We start from the raw sequence: 22,245 nt of genomic DNA on the forward strand, positions 1-22,245 counted from the left end.
TACCTACCTACTTAAGATACTGCAAAAAATCAATTATGTTTTCTAAGTCTGGTAACACTGTGGCCAATTCCCGTTCATGTTTGCGCCATTTTTCCTGTCTAGGAGCAGATAGGGTTCTTTGAGCGATGGGTAAGGGTTGAGAGAGAATTTGCTCGATTTGTTGGTCTTGCTCTAGTTGGGCAAATTGGGCAATATGATTAATAGTTTGCCCGGGATGTTCAACTAAGTCGCGATAATTGACCGGACACCAACAGGAAGGGTTGAGGGACTGAAGGTCTTCTATGAGGTAGGAATTAGCCATTTTCCACTGATAGGCGGCAATTTCTACCAGAGCGGATTCCTGGAGAGATGACCAACCGGGTACGAGCAGAAAACTCCACTGACTATGCTCCCAACCGGGTAAGGGTTGATAGGCAATAAAACGATGCGATCGCCATCCTTCTAACAAACTACTAATATTTTCCTTAGCATCTCGATAAAGATAGATAAAGAGAGCATCGGGAAATAAAGTCTTTAAGAAAGGAACTCTTAGGGCATTTTTCGGCGTTTTTTCTAAAAAACGAATTTTGCTAGGACGCTCATTTTCAGCAATGTTTAAATATTTTACCCCCTCCCGATTTTGTAATTGTTGGGTAAAACCTTTTCTCAGAGTTGCGCTAATTTCTGGGGTAGCATCACCTTCATCCAAGCGGTTAGAGCTAAAATTGCGTGCGGCCGGATGTAAAGCGGGTATTCCTTCGATAATTTCGTGACTTTCATCTCCAATTGTCCATAAATCGGGGAATTTAGCCAGGGTTTCAAACAATAAACTACTTCCTGCTCTGGGTGCAGAAACAATAAAAATCGGCTTTTCAAACTCTGGGATTGAGAGGTTTTTATCTTCTACTTCTAGCTGAGATTGGTGCTGTTTTCTGGCAATTAACAAACGCTTTCTCTGCATCAGAGAAAGCATCTCGCCATCTTTTCCCCTCAGGGGTGGGGAAGGGGATAGGGTTGAAAGCATGGAAGTAATAGGATTAATTATCTCTTGGATTGCCACGGATGAAGATAGCCATTTTTGTAATAATGGTGCAATTTTTCGGCTAAATTCCCCGATTAAATCTCGATAGGCTAATTCTCCTCGATAGTTTTGTCCAAATTTGGTAAAAACCGATTGCCATTGGCTTTGAAATTCTGCCAGTTTTTCGGTCAGTTGCTCTAGTTGTCCCTGGGGAAGGGAGCAATTTTCAAGAAGACCATAAATAGCGGCTACTTGCTCTTCAATTTCCGCATCAGTAAGCACGGGTAAATCATTAAGTGTGACCTGAGCTAAACTGTTTGTTCTGCACATCTCATCCTGGTCATTTTCAACAATGAACAATTATTAGTTAGCGATTATCCAGTTTCTAGATTTTAACTGAGTAAGGGGGTCAGAACCCCTTACTCAGGGGGGAAATTGACAATTTTTAACACCTACCTACTTACTAACTTTTGAGTTTTTTGAGAGATGCTGCTAAAGTTTCGCCCACATAGTCCCCATAAAGAATCCCCTTAGGGGTTAATTCAATTTCTTGGGTAGATACGGTGACAAAATCATCTCTTTCAAGTGCGAACAAAGTTTCCGCGCAAAGGGATTGTAATTTAAACCCATGTCTTTGCTGAAATGCAATTAAATCAAAACGTAATGTCTTGATTCCTAGTAAAACTTCCCGCACCATCCGGTCCAAGCTAGTCAGCTTATACCCGCGAGATAAGGGTAGTTCTCCTTGGGCCAGAAGGGTCGCATATTTTTCCATATCGCCAGTATTTTGTAACAGAGAATCCCCTAAACAGCCAAAAGCAGAGACTCCCAGTCCATAAAACTCCATTCCGTGCCAAATATTAAAAATGTATTCACTGCGATATTGTTTGGTACTTGTGGCCAAATCGCTGTCATTTTTAACATAAGTGAAGTGACTCCAGGGATTATAGTTTGCTTGGGCAAAGCGTTCCATGGCCAACTGCATAAACTGCATTTCTAGCTCTGCTGATGGCAATTCTATAATTTCTTGGCGAACCCCTTGATCAAATACTTGGGTATTGGCAAAAGCTTCCATTTTATAAACGGTGATGCTTTCTACTCCGGTTTTTAGAGCGCATTCTAAGCTTTCTTGCCAAGTTTCTAGAGTTTCTCCCGCTAGTCCACTCAACAGGTCAATATTAATTGACCATTGACCCTCGCCAGCGTTTTGGGCCACATCGATCGCTCGATAAGCTTGTTTTTCGTCATGACCTCTGCCACTCAGTTTGATGATTTGATCATTAAAAGATTGAACACCTAAACTCAGGCGATTTACCCCTAATTCTTTGAGTACCCTCATTTTTGATGGGGAAACACTCAAGGGTTCTGCTTCTACGGAAAACTGTTTCTTTTCTTCAAAGTAGGAGAAATTTTCCCGTAAATTCTCGACAACTTGGACTAACTGGTTTCCGGTTAAGGTAGTGGGAGTTCCTCCGCCAAAATAAACCGCCTGAATCCGTCGGTTTTTCAAATTGAATCTTTCGGAAACGAGTTTAATTTCTTGGCAAAGCGTATCTACATAGGCCTGTACTTGGCTCTCTTTTAGGTCAACGGTTTTGTAGTAACAAAAAGCACAGCGTTGAGTACAAAAGGGGATATGAACATAGAGACAGATTGGCTGTTCTTCTAGTTTTTCGGCGATTACCCCTGCTTTCCACTGGCGAAAGGGGGGATAGTTAGGGTTTAAGGGTAAACGTTGCGGCGTTTGGGTTTTCGGAAGTTCGATGGTTAAAGTCATGATTTTTGACCAGGGTATTTTTATTTAGATTGCGTTAACTCTAGATCAAGCTGTGACTATTATTTGTTCACTTGCTGGCATTTTCTGAGCAATGCAACTAGCTAAAACGTTAAGATTACTAAAGGATTCTAGATTTAAATCCGATTCCGCAAACTCAACCTCGAAATGTTGTTCGGTCAAAGCAATTAACTCAACTACTGCTATGGAATCCAATCCTAACCCGTCTTCAAATAGGGAGGCAGTTTCGTCAATTTCCTCGATTTTGAGATTGACATCCAGTTGTTCGGCAATAATTGTCTTGAGTTGATTTAAAATATTTGTCGCCATTTTCTAAGCTTTGGGTAAAAAACTGACTAATTGCTGATGATCGATCTTCCCGTTAGGTAACATCGGTAAGGTTTTCAAAGTGACAATGCGGTCTGGAATCGCTCTTTTCGGTAGTATATCAAAGCACAATTCTCTGATTTCATTCTCAGATAGATGACTCCCTTTTGTCAACACACAAAAAGCGACTATACCTTTGCCTCTTTGACTCTCTCCATGGCATTGAACCGCAACCGCTTCAATTTCCCCTAGGGTTTCCATATTTTTCTCGATGTCAGAAAACAAGACCAATAGACCATCCCGGTTAATACTGCGATCGCATCTTCCCCAAACTTCTAGATGACCGTCTAAATGTAGCTTACCTAAGTCTTTAGTAGGGAACCAATCATCGGAATTTGTTGACATCAGCGGCACTCCTGCCGGATCCACATAACCATCAAAACCTAGGGGATGCTGACAGCAAATTTCCCCAACTTCTGACATTTCCGAGTTTAAAGATTTATTAAGTTGCAATCGGACACCTGGCATAGGTAAACCGACCGTTTGACAACGGAGGGATGGTTCTTCTTGGGGATTACCTGCGGCAATTACCCCCATTTCGGTGCTGCCATATAACTTCACTAGGGGGCCGAAATTCTCTTCATATTTAATAAAAGTGTTTTCTTTGATCAGATCTCCCGCAACTACTGTTAATTTATACTCTCTGGCTGATTTTCTGCCTTTAACTAAGGTTTCACAAAAGCTAGGAGTCATAAAAGCAACATTAGGATTAAAGTCTTTCTCTCTCTGAAGATAGCGTAAAAGGTTAGCACCTTTCTGTAAATCAATAGAGGCCCCAACAGCCACACTAGGAAGAAAAGCAGCCCCTAAACCATAGAGATGATAAATCGGGACTGGAATCGCTACTCTCGCCTCTGAATTTAATCTCAATCTTTCCACACAGTTAAGCACATTTTCTAGCAATTTGGTCTGAGAATGAACCACTATTTTTGGTGTTCCCGTACTCCCAGAAGTCCTCATATATAGCCTTTTACCCTTATCATCGATAGTTTTATATTGATGATTTTCGGTAATTTTCAGCCAATTGGCAATCTGATCTAAACTGTCAGTTTTTTCTAGTTTGGGAGTGAGACAATAGCGACAAAATTCAGGAATAATAGAGGACGAGTTTGACTGAGGATGCAAAAAGAAACTATAGCCCTTTTCTAGCAGAAATAGCAGAGTTAAAGCACTGGGAAGAGAATTTTCACACTCTAGGGACAAGCAGTCTGAATGATCGATTTTTTCTTGCCTGAAGAAGCTTGACAAATTGTCAAATATTTCCCCAACATCTTGCCAAGAATAGGTTAAACATCCATCAGTAAGCACGTTTGATCGACATAAGTTTAGGGAGGGGATGCGGGCTATAAATAAGCTGTTCAACATTTACATTGGTATGGAAGGTTACATGGGGGTGAGGTAGTGGCGGGAGAAATCAGGGGAAACGCAGCTCAAACGCTATTGAGAATTGGCTAATTTTGTCGGCCGTTGGTCTGCTGTGTAGGCATTGCAAGTGCTATCAGTCAATCAGAATATTTACGAATTGTCAAGGATTTTTAAAATAGGTTTATCCCTCGGTCAAAGTGTGTTAGACTCCGGGAGATTGATTTTTAGGAGTTTCTCATGGACGAAGTTAACGAACAAGCTGCTGCTGAATCTTCATCCCAGAATGTTAACGAACAGGCTGCCGCTTCGGAATTTTCTTGGGAGGAAATCGGCAAAAAACTAAAGCTTGCCCCTGTTGAAATCAGCAAAAAACTGGCATACTGGGGGGTTTCTTTGGACGAAGTAGCCAAGAGAATTGGTTCTTTGGGACTCCCCGGCGTAATTCTCGTGGTCACGGTATCCACCTCGGGAGCTACCACTTATCCCATTGCCTTCGCTCTGGCCACTTTAGGGGGTCCCCTTGGCGTTTTCGGCGGATTAGGACTGCTTAGTCTGACCACTGTTGTGGGAGATGTCTTGACAAACTATGGAATTGAAGCGGTTCTTGCCGCTATCTATAAAGATCGTCGTAAACAGGAAGCTCAGGAAGACTTAATCAAAGAAGTTGAAGGTTTACCGATTACGCAAGGACTGAAACTGAAGCTCAAACAGCAAATAGAGTCGGTGGAAGTTGTGTCTGAGGATATTGGTTCCCCTCAAAAAATTGAAATTGCCGAATGATAATTTAAATTAATTTATCCTTTCATTTCAAAGGCTCACAGTCCTTATTTGAATTTGATGAAGATAGATTAATTTGTTCTCTGTTTTGTTATCCACACAGAGGAAATGGAGAAAGAGGGTTTTATTCCTCACTGCGCTTTGGCTGCCCATCCCCAGCTAAAGCGCAATAAAAGATACAATCAATTTGTTCGTCTTTTTCCGAGGAAATCAATCCACTAATTATCGATGGGCTAACTTTATAAATCTCTCTCTATCAAGCAAATTAAGGAATTGTGCCATGATGCCAGCGAAACCAGCGAGTCGGTGTAAAATCGAGTTGCTAAAAAATAGTTTTAGCAAAACCCCTCTTAATCTTTCGGAGTTAAGCACACTCCAGCGAATCATTTTAATAACCGATGGGACTCTGACCGACATTTTAGAGATTTATTTGTTGGAAAAAATGTCAATTGTTAAACTGTCTGAAGAAGCGGTATATTTAGAGGAAGAGTTGCCGGTTTTAGATCTTGAAAAAGGTAGCAAAATTATCAAAAGAAAAATATTTCTTTGCAGTACAGTCAGCAAAAAAAAATTAGTTTATGCCGAGTCTATTATTGTTATTGATAGACTAGACACCAAGTTTCAAGACGAATTAATCAATTCAGGAAAACCCATTGGTAAGCTTTGGTTAGAAAATCGGATGGAAACCTTTAAGGAAATCGTTGATTTATCTCAAGAACCTGCGGGGGATTTGGCTGAGGATTTTAAAATCAGTCCAGAAGAAAAACTTTTTTCTCGTACCTATCGTGTTTTCTCCCAGAAGCAACCGATTATGATGATTACAGAAAAATTTCCTGAGAGTTATTTCGTCTAAAAATATCTCCAGAGTCATTCCATTAACAACCATCTCAACTTTGCTCATTCAATCATGTTTAATCTTCAGCGAGAAAATCCCAGGCAAATGTCTGATAGAGACACTGTCTTGCAGATGATAAGGGGTTTTCAGATTAGCCAATGTATTTATGCGGCCGCCAAATTAGGAATTGTTGATATGTTGGCAGATGAAACAAAATCTTATCAACAGTTAGCCACTGAAACCAATACTCATGCTGATTTACTTTATCGTTTTTTGCGGACGTTAACCAGTCTGGGGATTTTAGAAGAAACCCAACCCAACTATTTCCAAAACACTGCTTTAGCAACTTATTTAAGAGATAAGCAACAGGGAACTGTTCGCAATTTTATGATGGCGGAAATAGAAGAAAGTTATGCTAGTTGGGGAAATCTGACTCAAAGTTTAATCACAGGTCAAGGTGCTTTTGAGTCTATGTATGGTGTCAATATTGAAGAGTTTCATCAACAAAATTCTGATCAAGCTGAAGTTTTTGATCAAGCAATGGTTGATATAACTGCAATTCAAAACCCCCTGATTTTGGCCGCTTATGATTTTTCTGTCGGGGAAATTGTCGCAGACATTGGTGGAGGATACGGAAAATTTCTGGCTGCTATTTTACAAAAATATCCCCAGATTCAAGGGGTGCTATTTGAACAACCCTATTGTATTGAGCAGGGGAAATATCTACTAACACAAGAGGGAGTGATCGACCGTTGTAGTTTGATTCCTGGGAGCTTTTTTGACCCCATTTTCCTTAAAGCAGACATTTATTTATTGAAGAAAATTCTGCTCAATTGGGATGATCAAAAAGCCCTTGAAATTCTCAAAAACTGTCGTCAGGCTATGGCCCCATCCTCTCGATTGTTAATCGTGGATCGAATTTTGCACAAAAATCGTTGGAAGGATAATTTAGCTGATCTCAATTTATGGATGCTAGGTTCAGGAAAAATTCGCTCGGAATCGGAATTTAGGGTATTATTAGAAACGGCTGGCTTTCAAATAACTAAAATTATTGATACTCAGTCTATAGAGAGTTTAATTGAAGCTACTCCACTCTAAACCAGAAACTTAAATACCGCTCTGTTTGCCAAACTACTCAATTCAACCTTATTAGGAAAAATTTTATGACTAACAACATCTCTACTAAACCTCTCAAGCATATTGCCATCATTCCAGACGGCAACAGGAGATGGGCAAAAAATCAGGGCTTATCTCCCCAAGAAGGTCACAGAAAAGCATTTATAGAGGTGGCACCTTCCCTATTAAAAACCCTTTGGGATAAGGAAATTTACGCCGCAACATTGTGGCTGTTCTCCACTGAAAACTGGAAGCGTTCCGATAGCGAAGTTGATAACTTAATGGATGTTTTTAGTCAGTTTCTCAGCAATTTATTGTCCTTATCGGTTGAATACTCAGTACAGTTGCGACACTTAGGTAGAAAAGATCGCCTTCCTGAACATCTCTTGTCTATTGTTGAGGAGGTAGAGCATAGCACCAAAGGAATGACCGGTCACATCTTCAATTTTGCCCTAGACTACGGTGGTGAAGATGAGATAATCCGCGCAGTCCGCCGCCTAGTAGAAAAGGGGGTTAAACCTGAAGAGATCGAACCTCATCAGCTAATGGATCAATTTTGTCCGCCGCCAGATCTGATTATTCGGACCTCTGGAGAATGTCGGTTATCTGGATTTATGCCCCTACAGAGTTGTTATAGTGAACTCTACTTTACAAATACCTTCTTTCCGGATCTAACTCCAGCAGATATTGAAGAAGCTATCCACTGGTTTCAAAATCGCGAGCGTCGCTTTGGAAAATAGGATCAAGCAAATTAAGCCAACTATGGCCCTTGAGTTAAATCAAATCTCTTTAGTTCCCATGACTCAATCTATTCATCAATTATTTGAACAGCAGGTACAACGCACCCCTGAAGCTATGGCGCTGATTGGGGAAAACCGGCAAATTAGCTATGAAAGCTTAAATCAAAAAGCCAATCAACTGGCCCATTATTTACAAAAATGTGGGCTAAAACCGGAAAGTCTCGTCGGTTTATCTGTGGAACGTTCCCCGGAAATGGTGATGGCCCTTTTGGCTATTCTAAAAGCCGGATGCGCCTATGTTCCCCTCGACCCCGACTATCCCCCGGAGCGCTTGGATTATATGATACAAGATGCTCAATTATCTCTTATAATCACCAATAGTTATTTAATCGGTAAATTCGGGGACAATCAGAGAGTTAAATTTCTGAAATTGGATGAAGATTGGGAGCTAATTGCCCTAGAAAAGCCAGAAAATCCCGATATTGAAGTTAACCCCGAAAACCTCGCTTATATTATCTATACATCAGGTTCCACCGGAAAACCGAAGGGCGTGATGATTGAACATCGCTCTGTGGTTAATTTTATTGAAGTGGTTAAGACTACCGCTAATCTCAGTCAAAGCGATCGAATTTTACAATTTGCCTCGATTAGTTTTGATGTTGCCGTCGAGGAAATTTATCCTTGCTTAACTGTTGGTGGCACGGTTGTTTTGCGAACTGAGGCGATGTTAAGCTCATTTTCTAGCTTTATCCAAAAGTGTCGAGAATGGCAACTGACAATCTTAGATTTACCCACAGCTTTTTGGCAGGCTTTAATTACCGAATTAGCACGAACTAAGGAACCCTTCCCCGAATCGGTGCGATTATTATTGGTGGGGGGAGAAAGTTTATTACCCGAAAAACTCAAACTATGGCAGCAATATATAGAAGAAATGCTACAAACTGGGAAACTCCGCCGAGTACCCCAATTAATTAACGCTTATGGACCGACAGAAACCACTGTCGAAGCAACCTATTGTGATTTATCTAATTATAAATTAACAGAAAACTGTACCTCTGTCCCTATTGGTCGTCCCATCAATCAGACACAAATCTATATTCTTGATCAGAATTTACAGCCTGTCCCCCAAGGAACTCAAGGGGAATTATATATTGGCGGTATTAGTTTAGCGAGAGGTTATCTCAATCAGCTAGAATTAACCCAAGAAAACTTTATCAATAACCCTTTCAATCCCTCCGAACGGCTTTATAAAACTGGAGATTTGGGTCGCTATTTAGCCGATGGTGACATTGAATACTTAGGACGCATTGACAATCAAATTAAGATTCGAGGTTTTCGGGTAGAACTAGGAGAAATTGAGAACGTATTGATTCAACACTCGGCGATTGAGTCGGCGGCGGTTATCCTCAGCCAAGATCAATTAGGGGATAAACAGTTAATCGCTTATGTCGTTCCTCATCTAACTTCTGAGGATTCCTTAGAACAGGAAAAAACTCAACAAGAATATCTGGCTCTTTGGAAAACTGTTAATCAGCAAACTGACAGTCAAACCCCTATTCAAAGTGATCTTACTTTTAATATTATTGGTTGGGATAGTAGTTATGACGGACAGCCAATTCCCAAAGAAGAAATGCACGAATGGGTGGATAAAACCGTTGAAAGCATTCAAGAGTTACACCCAGAAAAAGTTTTAGAAGTTGGCTGCGGTACGGGATTATTATTAACTCGAGTTGCCCCCGATTGTTCCGAGTATGTAGGTCTTGATTTTTCTCGTCCTGCTTTAGATCATATTCGGAAAATTCAGCAAACAATAGGCGGTTTAGATCATGTAACTTTGTGGGAAAGAAGCGCCGATGACTTAGCGGGATTGGAGTCAGAAAGTTTTGATACTATTATCATCAACTCTGTGCTGCAATATTTCCCCAGTACCGCCTACCTACTGCAAGTTTTAGAAGGGTTGATTAAACGGGTTAAAAAAGGAGGTCATATTCTTGTTGGAGATATTCGTAATTTAGCCCTTTTGCCAACCTATTGTACTTCGGTAGAAGCTTATCGAGCTAATGATCATGTTCTTGCCTGCCAATTGCGAGAAAGAATTACCCGCAAACAACAAGCAGAAGAAGAGTTGTTATTACATCCCTTTTTCTTCCTAGCACTTCAACAACAATTTCCTGAAATTACTCATGTGCAAATAAAACCCAAAACTGGGGTTTATGATAATGAATTAACTCGCTTTCGTTACGAGGCGATTTTATCTATCAATACTTCCGTTGAACCGTTGACAGAGATTGATTGGTTAGACTGGCAAAAAGAACAACTGAACTTAGCCGAAGTTAAACGTATTTTAACTGAAGATCAACCGAAAAATTTAGGTATTTCTCGTATTCCTAATGCTCGTTTGAGCAAGGAAGTTAAGGTTCAACAATGGTTAGAAGAAGCTGATCAAAGCGACTCACTTAAGCAACTAAACCAGTGGCTAGGTAAGCAGCCGAAGCATGGGGTAGAAATTGATCGGATAATGGCTCTTGTGGAGGACTTACCTTATCACCTAGAGATTAGCTGGATTAATACCGATGCCACAGGATATTATGATCTAGTTTTTAGCCATAAATCCGCACCATTCCAACCAGCAATTTTTCCCATTAGTTCTCCTATTGAAGATATATTTACCTATGCCAATAATCCAATCGAGATTAAATTTAAGCAGCAATTAATATTAGAAATTAGCCAATTTATTAAAAGCAAATTGCCAGAATATATGATGCCTAATGCCATCAGTATTTTAGACAAATTGCCCCTTACGCCTAATGATAAAATAGACCGTCTGGCCTTGTCAAAACTGGCAAAACCGAGTTATATATTAACCAGTAATAAAGCTAATTTTGTAGCTCCTCGTAATCGAGAAGAAGAAATATTAGCGAACTTGTGGTCTGAAGTTCTGCAACTAGAGCCAATCGGTATTAATGATAACTTCTTTGAGTTAGGCGGAAATTCTCTCAAGGTCATTGTTTTATTGAATAGAATCCAAGAAAGGTTGAATAAAAACTTGCAGATGCTTGACCTATTTCAGTCACCCACCATTGCTGAATTAGTAACTTGTCTATCAGAAAAATCATCAACATTTAACAGAATTGAAGCAACAAATCTCCAACCTGCCGACGAAATTCGTTATTATCCGCCCTCTTTTGCTCAAGAGCGATTTTGGGATTATCGTCATTTAGGTAGCTTTTATTATCTACCTAACTACTTCCATCTGGAAGGAAAGCTTAATATAGCTATTTTGGAAAAAAGTTTTAATGAGATTATTCGTCGCCATGAAATTCTAAGAACAAAATTAGAAGAAATCAACGGTTCTTTAAGGCAGGTTGTCTATCCCAACACAAAGATAGCTCTTGAAATTATTGATCTGCGAAACCGCTCAGAAGTAGAGCAACAGCAAGAAATAGAAAGAATAACCGCAGAAAAAATCAAAAAACAAGTTTTTCTGGACAAAGATCCTTGGTTGTTTGTTAATCTACTACAATTGTCAGAAACGTCTCATATTTTGCTGATCGGTTTACACATGATGCTGGCCAATGAACAATCTTCGGAAATATTAATGCCAGAATTGAGCCTTCTCTACGATACTTTCCTCTCTGATAGCCCTTCTCCTTTGCCCGAATTACCCCTACAGTATGGCGATTATGTGATTGCCGAACGTCAATCTCTTACAGAAGAAGGACTAAAAATAAGGCGCGACTATTGGCAACATTGGTTAAGTCGAGAACCCCAACCTTTAAATCTTCCCACTGACAGACCGCTACCAGAGGTGCAAAGCTTCCAGGCGGCCACCCTAGAAACAGAGATTTCTCCTGAACTGACTACTCAGTTAGAAATTTTGAGTCAGAAACAAAAAGTGACTTTTTTTACCACCATCGCCACTACCTTTGGACTTTTACTCCATCAGTACGCTCCTCAGGAAAGTCTCGTTATCGGCGTTCCAGCGATTGATAGCAATCAGCAGCAATTTGCATCTGTCATGGGAGATTTTGGTAAGCACTTGCTTTTAAGACTTGATTTTGGCGAAAATGACCACTTTTTCCACCTATTAAAACGGGTTCAACAGGAGATGCTTGCTGTTATCACTCACCAAGATGTCCCTTTTGAGCAAATCGCCAAAACCTTTGACCCGCCGATAGAGCGAAATAAACGCTTTTTTAGAGTGTATTTAGACTTTTTGCAAAAAGCTCCCACAGAGCATTTAGAATTATCGGGTTTGAATGTCACCCCCATACCGCTTAAATTATCAATGGCAAGAGTAGATTTAGGAGTATTGTTCTGGAAAAAAAATACCCCTTCCGGAACTGTTATTAAGCTATGGTGGAAGTATAAAAAAGATTTGTTTGAAGCGGATACCATCGCTAGGATAGCGTCAAATTTTGAAAATTTATTAGAGGTAATCGTCAATCAATGAAAACCGATCAATCCCACGTTTTCAATACAACTCGTTGGCATAATACCTGTTTAATGGCAGAATCGGGAAAAGGTATTTATGTTTATGATTCAGAGGGAAAAACCTATCTAGATGCCATCGGGGGGACTCATGTTATTTCCATCGGTCATGGTGTCACAGAAGTGGCCGATGCCATGGCAGAACAAGCTCGTCAACTGTGTTTTATTCATAAGGCTCAATTTACCAGTGAACCCCAAGAAAAGTTAGCTAATGTGGTGACAACAATGGCTCCCGAAGGTATGGATAGAGTCGGTTTTGTCACCAGTGGTTCAACAGCTAATGAAATGGCTTTTCAAATAGCTCTTTATTACCATAAACTACGAGGCAAAGCCAGCAAATACAAAATTATTTCTCGTTGGCATAGCTATCACGGACATACAATTGCCACTCTCGCCATGACTGGTAGTAGGTTTGTGCGAGAAAGTTTATCACCCTTTGACCTCTTAAATTTTCCCCATATTCAAGCACCTCACTGTTATCAATGTCCCTATAAACTTACCTATCCCAGTTGTGAATTAACTTGTGCTAATGAACTAGCAAGAATAATCGAACAAGAAGGAGCAGATACCATAGCAGCTTTCGTGGCTGAACCGATTATTGGCGGTGCCGGGAGTGCCATTGTTCCGCCTCCTGGCTATTATGAAAAAGTGCGAGAAATTTGTGATTTCTATGATATTCTTTGGATTTCTGAGGAAGTTATCACGGGTTTTGGTCGAACGGGTAAAAACTTTGGGGTTGACCATTGGGCGGCAATTCCTGATATAATTACAGCCACGAAAGCCTTAAGCAGCGGGTACGCTCCCATTGGTGCAGTTATTGTTCATCAACAGGTTCGGGAAGTATTTGACAATGCAACTAAAAATATACCCCTGTCATTGTTTACCTATGCTGGTCATCCTATTAGTTGTGCTGCGGCTTTAGCTGTGCAGAACTATATGGCTAAACATAATTTAATAGAACGATGTGCAGTGATGGGTAAATACCTCAAACATCAATTAGAAAAACTGGCTGAACGGGAGCAAATCATAGGCGATGTTCGGGGGGAAGGATTATTAATAGGAATTGAATTTGTTAAAAATCGAGACAATCATCAACCTTTTTCTCGTTCCCTGGGTATCACTGAAAAAATTATGCAAGTAGGCTTAGAAAATGGATTAATCCTCAGAGGGAGGTTTGGTACTGGTGTCGGAGTCGATGGAGACCATATCTTAATTTCGCCACCCTTTATTATCACAGAAACTCAATGTGATGAATTGGTGGAAAAGTTAGAGTTAACTTTCAAGCAAGTAAAACATTCTTTAAAATTGGTTGAGGTGTGTTAAAGATGATCGCTCAAAACAGTCTGCTACAAACAGCTAAATCCTATTTAATATCATCCGTTGCCCCTAATGCAACAGAAATTGATCGGGACACCAATGCTTTGCGACAAGCACTTCATGGTCTGGCAGAATTAGGTTTATTGGGATTAAGAATTCCCCCTCAATGGGGGGGGACTCAAGTGAGTCAAGAAACTTTTGATGATTTTCAAGCGTTAGTAGCCAGATATTCTGGTGCTTTGGCATTTTTGCAAACTCAACACCAGGGGGCGGGAGTCATGCTGTCGCGCAGCGAAAACTTGACGTTAAAACAAAAATATTTGCCTTTAATGAGCCAAGGCAAACTTTTGTTAGGCGCCAGTAATTCTCATTGGCGAAGGACTAACGAACAGCCCTTAAAAACCTTCCCCGTGCCTGGGGGCTATCAGTTAGAAGGAAAAGTACCTTGGGCGAGCGGTTGGGACATATTGGAGGAACTTATTGTCGTGGCTGCTTTACCTAGTGGTGACTCTCTTTTTGGGATAGTTCCTTTTCAAGAAATGGTTCAGGAGCAAGGGGGTGTAATTAGCTTTACTGAACCAGCGCAACTAGGGGCGATGACATCCACTAACACGGTGAGTGTTATCCTAAACGAATGGTTTTTGTCTGAAGAGCTTGTGGTTGATATTAAATCAGCAAGTTGGATGGCGGAAAATGATAAAAATAGAATCTTGACTCGATTTACTTTTGCAACTATCGGATGTGCTTATGCAGCCTTAGATATCCTACAAAATACTGTGCAAAAAAATTCTCAGCCTTTTATTAAGGATGCTTTTGAAGCCTTGTCTTCAGAATTAGATAGCTGTAAAAATTCTCTCAAGAAAGCTAATAACAATCCAGCTTTAGATTTGGCAGAAAAACACAAATTGCGAGCTTGGACTATTGACTTGGCATGGCGTTGTACTCTGGCGGCGGTTACTATTTCTAAAGGCGCAGCTAATTTAGTCAGCCACCCCGCTCAAAGAATTTATCGAGAGGCTCTAGTTTTTGCTGTTTCTGGTCAAACTGAGGGAATAATACAGTCAAGCCTAGAATTGTTGACAAGTAAGGTAAAATCGTTAATAATTTAGCCAAGGATCTATTCTTAGCAAAAAATACCCTTTTTAGGGAATCCGTAAGCTCAATCAAAAAGGTCATTAAATTATGTTTAATCTTCCTGGGGAAAACCCAAATCAAATATCTCCTAGAGACACCGTTTTACTGATGATTAGGGGGTTTCAGATCAGTCAATGTATTTATGCTGCTGTAAAATTAGGAATTCTTGATCTGTTAGGAGATGGCTCAAAACACTATCAAGAATTAGCGACGGAAACTAACACTCATGCTGATTCTCTCTATCGTCTTTTACGAACTTTGGTCAGTTTAGGAGTTTTGCAAGAAAATCAACCAGATTATTTTCAAAATACTCCCTTAGCGGCTTATCTAAGGGATGATCAAGTGGGAACTTTACGCAACTGGCTAATTACCGAGATAGAAGAAAGTTATGAATGTTGGAAGGATTTTGTTCAAAGTTTAACCACCGGTGAAGGAGCTTTTAAATTCATGTATGGCGTTGATATTGAGGAGTACCATCGAGAGAATCCTAGCCTCAATAAAGTTTATGATCAATCAATGAATGATATAACCACATTCCAAATAGCCAAAATATTAGAAGCTTATGATTTTTCTTCCGTAGAAGTATTGGCAGATATTGGTGGCGGTCAGGGAAAACTGATTGCTGCTATCTTAAAACGTTACCCTCAAATAAAAGGGATACTTTTTGAACAGCCATACTCCCTTGAAAAAGCCAAAAATTTATTGAAACAGGAAGGGGTAAGCGAACGCTGTGAGTTGATAAGTGGAGATTTTTTTGAATCGGTTCCCGTCGTAGCGGATGTTTATTTACTCAAGCAAGTTTTGCTCAGTTGGAATGATCAACAAGTGGTTAATATTCTCAAAAACTGTCGCCAGTATATGCCTTCCACATCTCGATTATTAATTGCAGAAAGAATTATCCGCAAAATTTATTGGAGAGACAATTTAGCTGATCTACAGTTATGGATGCTTCATTCAGGAAAAATTCGCTCAGAAAATGAATTAAAAGTCCTATTAACAAGCGCTGGATTTCAAATAGATAAAATTATTGACACTATGCCTGTGCAGAGTTTGATTGAAGCAAGTCCACTCCCTAAATTAAATTAGATATGTCCTAGCAAAGCATGAGCAATCAAGAATGTATTCCAGATTTTAAAACAGAAGCTATTCTCAATCCTGATATTAGTTTTGACAGTCCTCTGAAGGAGGATATTGACGAGCCAAAATCAATTTTTTTAACCGGTGCTACTGGATTTTTAGGGGCTTATTTGCTCAGGGAACTGATCGATAAAACCACCGCTAATATCTATTGTTTAATTCGTTGTCATACTTTAGAAACTGGTAAACAGCGACTAAAAGAAAACCTACAATCTTACCAACTTTGGCAGCAACATTTTGATGCTCGTATTATCCCAATGCTTGGCGATTTGGCTCAACCATTGTTAGGTTTTTCTGAGAAAGAGTTTTGTCAATTAGCCACCGAGATTGATGTTATTTATCATAACGGATCACAAAACGACCCGATCACCCCTTACTCCCAAATGAAAGCGGTTAATGTTTTGGGAACTCAAGAAATTCTTAAGTTAGCCGGACTAAGAAAAACTAAACCTGTTCATTTTATCTCGACAGTCGCCTTTTTTTTTAGTCAGGCTCAAAGACAAGATACCCCCATTAGAGAGACGGACTTTCCTCTATTTTCTCCCAGTTTAAATACGGGCTATAAACAAAGCAAATGGGTGGCTGAAGAATTAATACACCTAGCTCAAAAAAGAGGTTTGCCTGTCTCTATTTATCGACCTACAAGAATTATGGGTGACAGCAAAACTGGAATTTATAGAAAATCGAATAATTTCTTTTTTCAGTTTATTCAAATATGTATTAAATTAGAAAAATTTCCGACTTTTGATGTGGATATCAATATTATTCCCATTGACTATGCCAGTCAAGCTATTGTTTATCTCTCAAGGCAAAAGCAACTTTTAGGAAAAACCTTTCATTTAGTTAATCCTGAATCAATTTCATGGCAGAGACTTTTTGAACTAATTAATGCCTGTGGTTATGCCACTGAAGCGGTATCCGATAAAAATTGGTTAGTGATGGTTGAAAATTACCTTTTTGAGCAGGGAGGAGAAAAAGCCGTTAGTTCTTGGTTCCCAATTATTTTAAAATCAGCTAAAATGATTGGTCAGACAAAGCCTCGCTTCGATGCTTGTCAAACTATCGAGGGATTAGCCCATAGCTCAATCGTTTGTCATCCTCTCGATTTATCCCTGATCTCTACTTATTTACTTGCTTGGAAAAATATGAGACAAAAATGTTAAACTAGCAGAGGCTCAACTGCTGCCCGACTACCAATAGCGTCAACCTCCTTTTTTTTGGAAATATGTCAACCCAAGTTGCTGAAAATAAAAATGTACTTGCTTCTTTTAACCAATTTTTGGAAGATGTCAAGGCGATCACTCAACCTTACTGGTATCCGACCGAACCAGGCACAAGAAGCTTTCCCGAGGTAATTCGTGCCTGGGGAATGCTATTTTTACTACTTTTTCTAATCCTCGGGCTAGTAGTCGTAACGCTTTTTAATAGTTTTGCTATTCGTCGCTTGATTGACGCAATTGTACAACAGGGAGACTATGCCAAATTTAATCGGGAATTGATCGCCTATGTGATTGGGCTGATCTTGGTGACACTGCTAGTCGGTTACAGTAAAAATATTTCCAAAAAAATTGCTTTGCATTGGTATGAATGGCTAAATGGTCAGGTTTTAACTAAATACTTCCATAAACGTGCCTATTATAAAATTAATTTCAAATCTGATATTGATAATCCCGATCAACGCATTGCTCAAGAAATTGAACCGATCACCAGTAATGCTCTTAGCTTTTTCTCATCTTTTCTAGAAAAAAGCCTGAAGATGCTTGTCTTTTTAGTAGTGATCTGGACGATTTCTCAGCGGATCGCTATTCCGCTACTTATTTATACAGTCATCGGTAATTTTATCGCCCTTTATTTAAACCAAGAATTAATCAAGATCAATGAAAAGCAATTAGCTTCAAAAGCTGATTATAATTATGCGTTAACTCACGTTCGCAATCATGCTGAATCCATCGCCTTTTTTCGGGGGGAGAAAGAAGAATCAAATATCATTCAGCGAAGATTTAAAAAGGTATTAGATGATACTCGAAATAAAATTGATTGGGAAAGAGGGAACGAACTGTTTGCTAGGGGCTATCAGGCCGCTATTCAAGTATTTCCCTTCTTAATTCTGGGACCTTTGTATATTAGAGGTGAGATCGATTATGGACAGGTGGAACAAGCTTCCACAGCCTGTTATATATTCGCTACTTCTTTGGGAGACCTGATCACTGAATTTGGCATTTCGGGACGATTTTCTAGTTATGTTGAACGTTTAAATGAGTTTTCGACTGCCCTAGAAACTGTTACTCAACAACCAGAGAATGTCAGCACGATCAAAACTATCGAAGAAAATCATTTTGCCTTTGAGAAAGTCACTTTACAAACTCCCGACTATGAGCAGGTAATTGTCGAAGATCTATCTCTTTCTGTTCAACCCGGTGAAGGATTACTAATTGTTGGCCCTAGTGGCCGCGGCAAAAGTTCCCTCCTACGAGCAATCGCGGGTTTATGGAATTCTGGTACGGGAAGTTTAATGCGGCCTCCCCTTGAAGAAATTCTCTTTTTACCCCAACGTCCCTACATTATCTTAGGAACCTTACGGGAACAATTGCTCTATCCTCAGACCGATCGTCAGATAACTAATACCGAAATTCAAGCAGTATTACAACAAGTCAATTTACAAAACGCCCTAAGTCGGGTGGATGAATTTGACTCTGAAAAACCCTGGGAAAACATTCTCTCCCTGGGAGAACAACAACGTCTAGCCTTTGCTCGGCTCTTAGTTAATCCCCCCAGTTTTATCATTTTAGATGAAGCAACCAGCGCCCTAGATTTAGTCAACGAAAGGATTCTATATGAGCAATTAAAAGCTCGTAAGACAACTTTTATTAGTGTCGGTCATCGAGAAAGTCTCTTTAATTACCATCAATGGGTTCTAGAACTCTCGGCTAACTCTAGTTGGGAACTCTTGACTGTTGAAAATTATCGCCTTAAGAAAGCGCAAGAAATGTTTACTAATACCCCTAATGGCAATTCTCTAAAACCCGATATTACCATTAATCATGGGTCAGAATCCCCAGAAACACATCAGTCTCTTGAGGGACTTTCTCATCAAGAGATGAAACTATTAACCGACTTATCGATCTCTAGTGTTCGTAGTAAAGCTAGTCGCGGAAATTTGATCTTAGCCAACGATGGTTTTACCTATCGTTATGACAAAAATCCTCAAATCTTAAAGTGGCTTAAAATCTCACCTTGATCTCTCTGGCTGGAAAAATTGATATAATCAGGCCAATAGCCAGACCTCGAATCGACCCCAGAACCTGGACAAACCCGTCGGCTGTCTAACCATGCCAGCAATTTAACTGCCAGTTTCTACCAACAACAATTGACCGAGAATATGGGATGAGAGGCTATTGGAGCTAAATTTTGTGAAAACTTCTCACTTATATCGCTAGATAACTAAAATGTGGTAAACTAGGCGGTGACGTTCACAAAGACCGCGACAGATAGATAAATCTCTTATTAGTCAGAGTCTCTGAACCCCTGATTACCTCTTTCTCCCCTAGGTGATTACAAAACCAATGGCTGAACAACGCTCTGTACTAAAATTTAATGGCATTGATGATTACATGGAGCTATCCGGGGGATTTCTCGATATCGATCAGAGTATTACCATTACATTTTGGGCAAAAGGAGAAAATAATTTAGCTACAGAAACCACTCTTTTAGAAGCTGTTAATCGGGACAATAACCGAGTCCTACATATTACCTTGCCTTGGGGCGATCCTGTGAAACCTGCAATTTTTTGGGATGCGGGAAATGAAGAAGGTTTCGATCGAATTGAAAAAAAAGTCAAGCTTAAGGATTATAGTGATTGGACTCACTGGGCCTTTGTCAAAAATGCCACCACAGGCCGAATGTTGATCTATCGCAATGGTATCGTTTGGCATCGTGGCAACGGTCATAACCGGGCCTTAACCGGGATTGAAAAAATTATCTTGGGAGCCTCTATTAATCCCGCTCATTATTGGCAAGGTTGTCTCGCTGAATTTTCTCTTTGGAATCAAGCACTTAGCCAAGAAGAAATCCAAAAAACGATGTATCAATCTCCCGGATTTGATGACCTTGGCTTAGTCACTTATTTATCACTTAATGGCAGTGCAGAGGATCAAACAAGTTATGGTAATCATGGTGTTCTTTATGGGACAACCTGGCAACTAGATAGTCTTCCCTCTAAACCAACCTCGATCCCTAAATCAAAAACTCAGACTAGCAGTAAAGCTAGAAGGAATGCAAAAAGGATAACAATGGTCAACGAAATATTTAACTCCCTTGAAGAAGAAGAAGTGATTGAACAGGATGCTCCAGCCGAACATCAAGAACCCTCCCCGAAAGAGAATCCAGAATCAACTATAATCACCGAAGAAGCTGATCTTCCCAACCATGAGAGCAATGAAATTGAGGAGATTACTGAAACGGCAATTTCTGCACCCGCTATCCTCACTTATTCAAGCCAGAAAAAACGGTTAATTATTTGTTGTGATGGTTCTTGGGAAGACTCGGTCAGTGCTGCTCCCACCAATGTGGTTAAATTCGCCGCATCTATTAAGCATATTGCCGAAGATCAAACCCCCCAAATCATCTTTTTGTCAGGTTATGGCAGCCCCGAAGACAACGAATTTATTAAAAATTTAGGGAATGAAACTTTTGGCTGGGGCCTCGATCGAATGATTCAAGATGCCTACCGTTTTCTTGTCCTTAACTATAATCCCACAAGCGAGGATGAAATTTATTTGTTAGGTTTTAGTCGAGGAGCATATATCGTTCGTTGTTTGGCTAGTTTTATCGATAAATGTGGAATCCTAAAACGCTCTAAGATTGAAGAGATTCCCCAAGCTTATCAACTCTATCGAGACCACACCGTTAGTTCTGATAGTGCTAAAGCTCGACAATTCCGTGCCGCTAATGCTAAAAAAATTGAGACAGAAAAGGAAGATTTTCAAGAGCGTATTCCAGTTAAGATGTTAGGTTGTTGGGATACAGTTGGTAATTTTGGTATTCCCGATTTAACTCCTTGGTTTCCCCTGGCTAAGTTCTATCATAAAAAATATGAATTTAGTAACACAAAATTAAGTCCGATTATCCAGAATGCTTTTCAGGCTGTTGCCATTGATGAAAAACGTAAAAACTTCCCTTCGACTCCGATAAAAGCCAACACCGAAAATCCTGAACAAGTTGTCAAAGAAGTTTTATTTGTCGGTGAACATAGCTGTCTAGGTGGTGGCAAAAAAGAATATCAAGGACTTTCCGACTACCCCTTACAATGGATGATGAATCAAGCCAAACAATTGGGATTAGAGATTAACTCACTCCCCCCTGAATCTGATGAATTCCCAATTAAACTAGATCCCACCATCAAGTTTGATAATACGGTTAAGGGATTGGCGGCATTGGGAGGGGAAGAATGGCGAACTTTCAACGCCAAAGTTGTCACCGTTCATCACAGTGTGGTAAAACGATTAAAGGCTTTTCCCGATTATCGTCCCAAAAGTCTTGAACCTTTTCTTCAAGCTCTACTTAACAGCGATCAACAGACAGATTAACCTGGCTTTAAAATTAAATTAATCCTTCGCTAAAAATTTGAGGTGATTTTTATGGAACTCGATAACATTATTAAAAAAGTGGCAGGTGCTTATTTAGCCTCCGCTATCATTGCTGTCATCGTGCTAATTGTTACCCTCGGACAACCCTTTGTCGTTTTTCTGGGTATCGGAGCGATGGGGTTGGTTACTGTCTTAGGAGATGCGATCGCTGAGTACGGAATTGAAGCGGTTCTGAATGCTTTTTACACCGAGCGAAGTAAAAAAGAATCTCTGGAAACACTTTTGACTGAAATTGATAGTTTACCTCTGACTGATGACCTGAAATTAAAAACTAAAAAACACTTAACCGAGCATCAAGAACAGACAGTAAAGCAGCCAGAAACGGTAACTGAGCCAACTCCTGAAAGTCCTCAAACAGTTGTTATTGAAAAGGAACCAATCATTGAAAAGGAACCAGTTGTTGAATTTGAAAATGTTTAATTAGGTATTGCTCCCTCTTGTAATAGCTGGGAGCAGCGGATGATTATTGCTAAGTACTGAGGAATTTTTTGGTCTAAGATAGCTATGCTAAATAGGAACTCTCCACA

At 39.9% G+C, this 22,245-nt stretch carries 16 protein-coding genes; 12 read left to right on the forward strand and 4 right to left on the reverse strand.

The annotated features are described in order from the left end of the window. Positions 1 to 7: 7 nt before the first annotated feature. The 4 genes from H6F92_RS20605 to H6F92_RS20620 all read right to left on the reverse strand — a co-directional run bounded on the left by H6F92_RS20605 (position 8) and on the right by H6F92_RS20620 (position 4,469). Positions 8 to 1,330, reverse strand: coding sequence for a sulfotransferase family protein (locus H6F92_RS20605; protein WP_190359293.1), 1,323 nt, complete (start codon positions 1,328 to 1,330; stop codon positions 8 to 10). Between the two features lie 133 nt (positions 1,331 to 1,463). After that, the gene (locus tag H6F92_RS20610; protein ID WP_190359294.1) at positions 1,464 to 2,777 is read right to left on the reverse strand and encodes a coproporphyrinogen-III oxidase family protein; all 1,314 of its coding nucleotides are present in this window, start codon (positions 2,775 to 2,777) and stop codon (positions 1,464 to 1,466) included. A gap of 45 nt (positions 2,778 to 2,822) precedes the next feature. Beyond that, a complete protein-coding gene (locus H6F92_RS20615; protein ID WP_190359295.1) occupies positions 2,823 to 3,104 on the reverse strand; it encodes an acyl carrier protein in 282 nt (93 codons plus the stop codon). A gap of 3 nt (positions 3,105 to 3,107) precedes the next feature. Further along, on the reverse strand, positions 3,108 to 4,469 hold the full coding sequence (locus H6F92_RS20620) for an AMP-binding protein (protein ID WP_265795554.1): 1,362 nt from the start codon (positions 4,467 to 4,469) through the stop codon (positions 3,108 to 3,110). 294 nt (positions 4,470 to 4,763) lie between these two features. Here H6F92_RS20620 and H6F92_RS20625 point away from each other — a divergent pair, with 294 nt between their 5' ends. The 12 genes from H6F92_RS20625 (at position 4,764) to H6F92_RS20680 (ending at position 22,138) form a co-directional block, all read left to right on the forward strand. Next, positions 4,764 to 5,306 (forward strand): hypothetical protein, encoded by a 543-nt coding sequence (locus H6F92_RS20625; RefSeq protein WP_199308276.1) that lies wholly within the window; start codon positions 4,764 to 4,766, stop codon positions 5,304 to 5,306. A 277-nt stretch (positions 5,307 to 5,583) separates the two neighbouring features. Beyond that, the gene (locus tag H6F92_RS20630) at positions 5,584 to 6,156 is read left to right on the forward strand and encodes a chorismate--pyruvate lyase family protein (RefSeq protein WP_190359297.1); all 573 of its coding nucleotides are present in this window, start codon (positions 5,584 to 5,586) and stop codon (positions 6,154 to 6,156) included. Between the two features lie 87 nt (positions 6,157 to 6,243). Then, entirely contained in the window at positions 6,244 to 7,236 is a 993-nt protein-coding gene (locus tag H6F92_RS20635) for an acetylserotonin O-methyltransferase (RefSeq protein ID WP_242030212.1), read from the forward strand. A 65-nt stretch (positions 7,237 to 7,301) separates the two neighbouring features. Beyond that, positions 7,302 to 7,994, forward strand: a complete 693-nt coding sequence (uppS, locus tag H6F92_RS20640) for a polyprenyl diphosphate synthase (protein WP_190359299.1) — start codon at positions 7,302 to 7,304, stop codon at positions 7,992 to 7,994. Between the two features lie 58 nt (positions 7,995 to 8,052). Next, on the forward strand, positions 8,053 to 12,447 hold the full coding sequence (locus tag H6F92_RS20645) for a non-ribosomal peptide synthetase (RefSeq protein ID WP_242030213.1): 4,395 nt from the start codon (positions 8,053 to 8,055) through the stop codon (positions 12,445 to 12,447). Next, positions 12,444 to 13,808: an aminotransferase family protein gene (locus H6F92_RS20650; protein ID WP_190359301.1), complete on the forward strand. Its 1,365-nt coding sequence runs from the start codon at positions 12,444 to 12,446 to the stop codon at positions 13,806 to 13,808. The genes H6F92_RS20645 and H6F92_RS20650 overlap by 4 nt, the downstream gene beginning before the upstream one ends. 2 nt (positions 13,809 to 13,810) lie before the next feature. After that, positions 13,811 to 14,911 (forward strand): acyl-CoA dehydrogenase family protein, encoded by a 1,101-nt coding sequence (locus H6F92_RS20655; protein ID WP_002783467.1) that lies wholly within the window; start codon positions 13,811 to 13,813, stop codon positions 14,909 to 14,911. 73 nt (positions 14,912 to 14,984) lie between these two features. Then, positions 14,985 to 16,022: a methyltransferase gene (locus H6F92_RS20660; RefSeq protein ID WP_190359302.1), complete on the forward strand. Its 1,038-nt coding sequence runs from the start codon at positions 14,985 to 14,987 to the stop codon at positions 16,020 to 16,022. Positions 16,023 to 16,039: 17 nt separating this feature from the next. After that, positions 16,040 to 17,236 carry an SDR family oxidoreductase gene (locus tag H6F92_RS20665; protein ID WP_242030214.1) on the forward strand — a complete coding sequence of 399 codons (1,197 nt, stop codon included), beginning with the start codon at positions 16,040 to 16,042 and terminating at the stop codon, positions 17,234 to 17,236. A 62-nt stretch (positions 17,237 to 17,298) separates the two neighbouring features. Then, positions 17,299 to 19,311 (forward strand): ABC transporter ATP-binding protein/permease, encoded by a 2,013-nt coding sequence (locus H6F92_RS20670; protein WP_190359303.1) that lies wholly within the window; start codon positions 17,299 to 17,301, stop codon positions 19,309 to 19,311. A 325-nt stretch (positions 19,312 to 19,636) separates the two neighbouring features. Continuing rightward, positions 19,637 to 21,658 carry a phospholipase effector Tle1 domain-containing protein gene (locus H6F92_RS20675; RefSeq protein WP_190359304.1) on the forward strand — a complete coding sequence of 674 codons (2,022 nt, stop codon included), beginning with the start codon at positions 19,637 to 19,639 and terminating at the stop codon, positions 21,656 to 21,658. A 51-nt stretch (positions 21,659 to 21,709) separates the two neighbouring features. Further along, positions 21,710 to 22,138, forward strand: coding sequence for a hypothetical protein (locus H6F92_RS20680; RefSeq protein ID WP_190359305.1), 429 nt, complete (start codon positions 21,710 to 21,712; stop codon positions 22,136 to 22,138). The last annotated feature ends 107 nt before the right edge of the window (positions 22,139 to 22,245 follow it).

The organism is Microcystis wesenbergii FACHB-1317 (assembly GCF_014696875.1).
In the GTDB taxonomy this organism is placed as follows: domain Bacteria; phylum Cyanobacteriota; class Cyanobacteriia; order Cyanobacteriales; family Microcystaceae; genus Microcystis; species Microcystis wesenbergii_A.

Excerpts from the sequence above, each read along its gene's own strand:
- uppS (WP_190359299.1), top strand. The coding sequence starts at position 7,302 with ATGACTAACAACATCTCTACTAAACCTCTCAAGCATATTGCCATCATT.
- H6F92_RS20660 (WP_190359302.1), top strand. The coding sequence starts at position 14,985 with ATGTTTAATCTTCCTGGGGAAAACCCAAATCAAATATCTCCTAGAGAC.
- H6F92_RS20605 (WP_190359293.1), bottom strand. The coding sequence starts at position 1,330 with ATGTGCAGAACAAACAGTTTAGCTCAGGTCACACTTAATGATTTACCC.
- H6F92_RS20675 (WP_190359304.1), top strand. The coding sequence starts at position 19,637 with ATGGCTGAACAACGCTCTGTACTAAAATTTAATGGCATTGATGATTAC.
- H6F92_RS20655 (WP_002783467.1), top strand. The coding sequence starts at position 13,811 with ATGATCGCTCAAAACAGTCTGCTACAAACAGCTAAATCCTATTTAATA.
- H6F92_RS20665 (WP_242030214.1), top strand. The coding sequence starts at position 16,040 with ATGAGCAATCAAGAATGTATTCCAGATTTTAAAACAGAAGCTATTCTC.
- H6F92_RS20635 (WP_242030212.1), top strand. The coding sequence starts at position 6,244 with ATGTCTGATAGAGACACTGTCTTGCAGATGATAAGGGGTTTTCAGATT.
- H6F92_RS20650 (WP_190359301.1), top strand. The coding sequence starts at position 12,444 with ATGAAAACCGATCAATCCCACGTTTTCAATACAACTCGTTGGCATAAT.
- H6F92_RS20670 (WP_190359303.1), top strand. The coding sequence starts at position 17,299 with ATGTCAACCCAAGTTGCTGAAAATAAAAATGTACTTGCTTCTTTTAAC.
- H6F92_RS20615 (WP_190359295.1), bottom strand. The coding sequence starts at position 3,104 with ATGGCGACAAATATTTTAAATCAACTCAAGACAATTATTGCCGAACAA.
- H6F92_RS20625 (WP_199308276.1), top strand. The coding sequence starts at position 4,764 with ATGGACGAAGTTAACGAACAAGCTGCTGCTGAATCTTCATCCCAGAAT.
- H6F92_RS20610 (WP_190359294.1), bottom strand. The coding sequence starts at position 2,777 with ATGACTTTAACCATCGAACTTCCGAAAACCCAAACGCCGCAACGTTTA.
- H6F92_RS20680 (WP_190359305.1), top strand. The coding sequence starts at position 21,710 with ATGGAACTCGATAACATTATTAAAAAAGTGGCAGGTGCTTATTTAGCC.
- H6F92_RS20630 (WP_190359297.1), top strand. The coding sequence starts at position 5,584 with ATGATGCCAGCGAAACCAGCGAGTCGGTGTAAAATCGAGTTGCTAAAA.
- H6F92_RS20645 (WP_242030213.1), top strand. The coding sequence starts at position 8,053 with ATGACTCAATCTATTCATCAATTATTTGAACAGCAGGTACAACGCACC.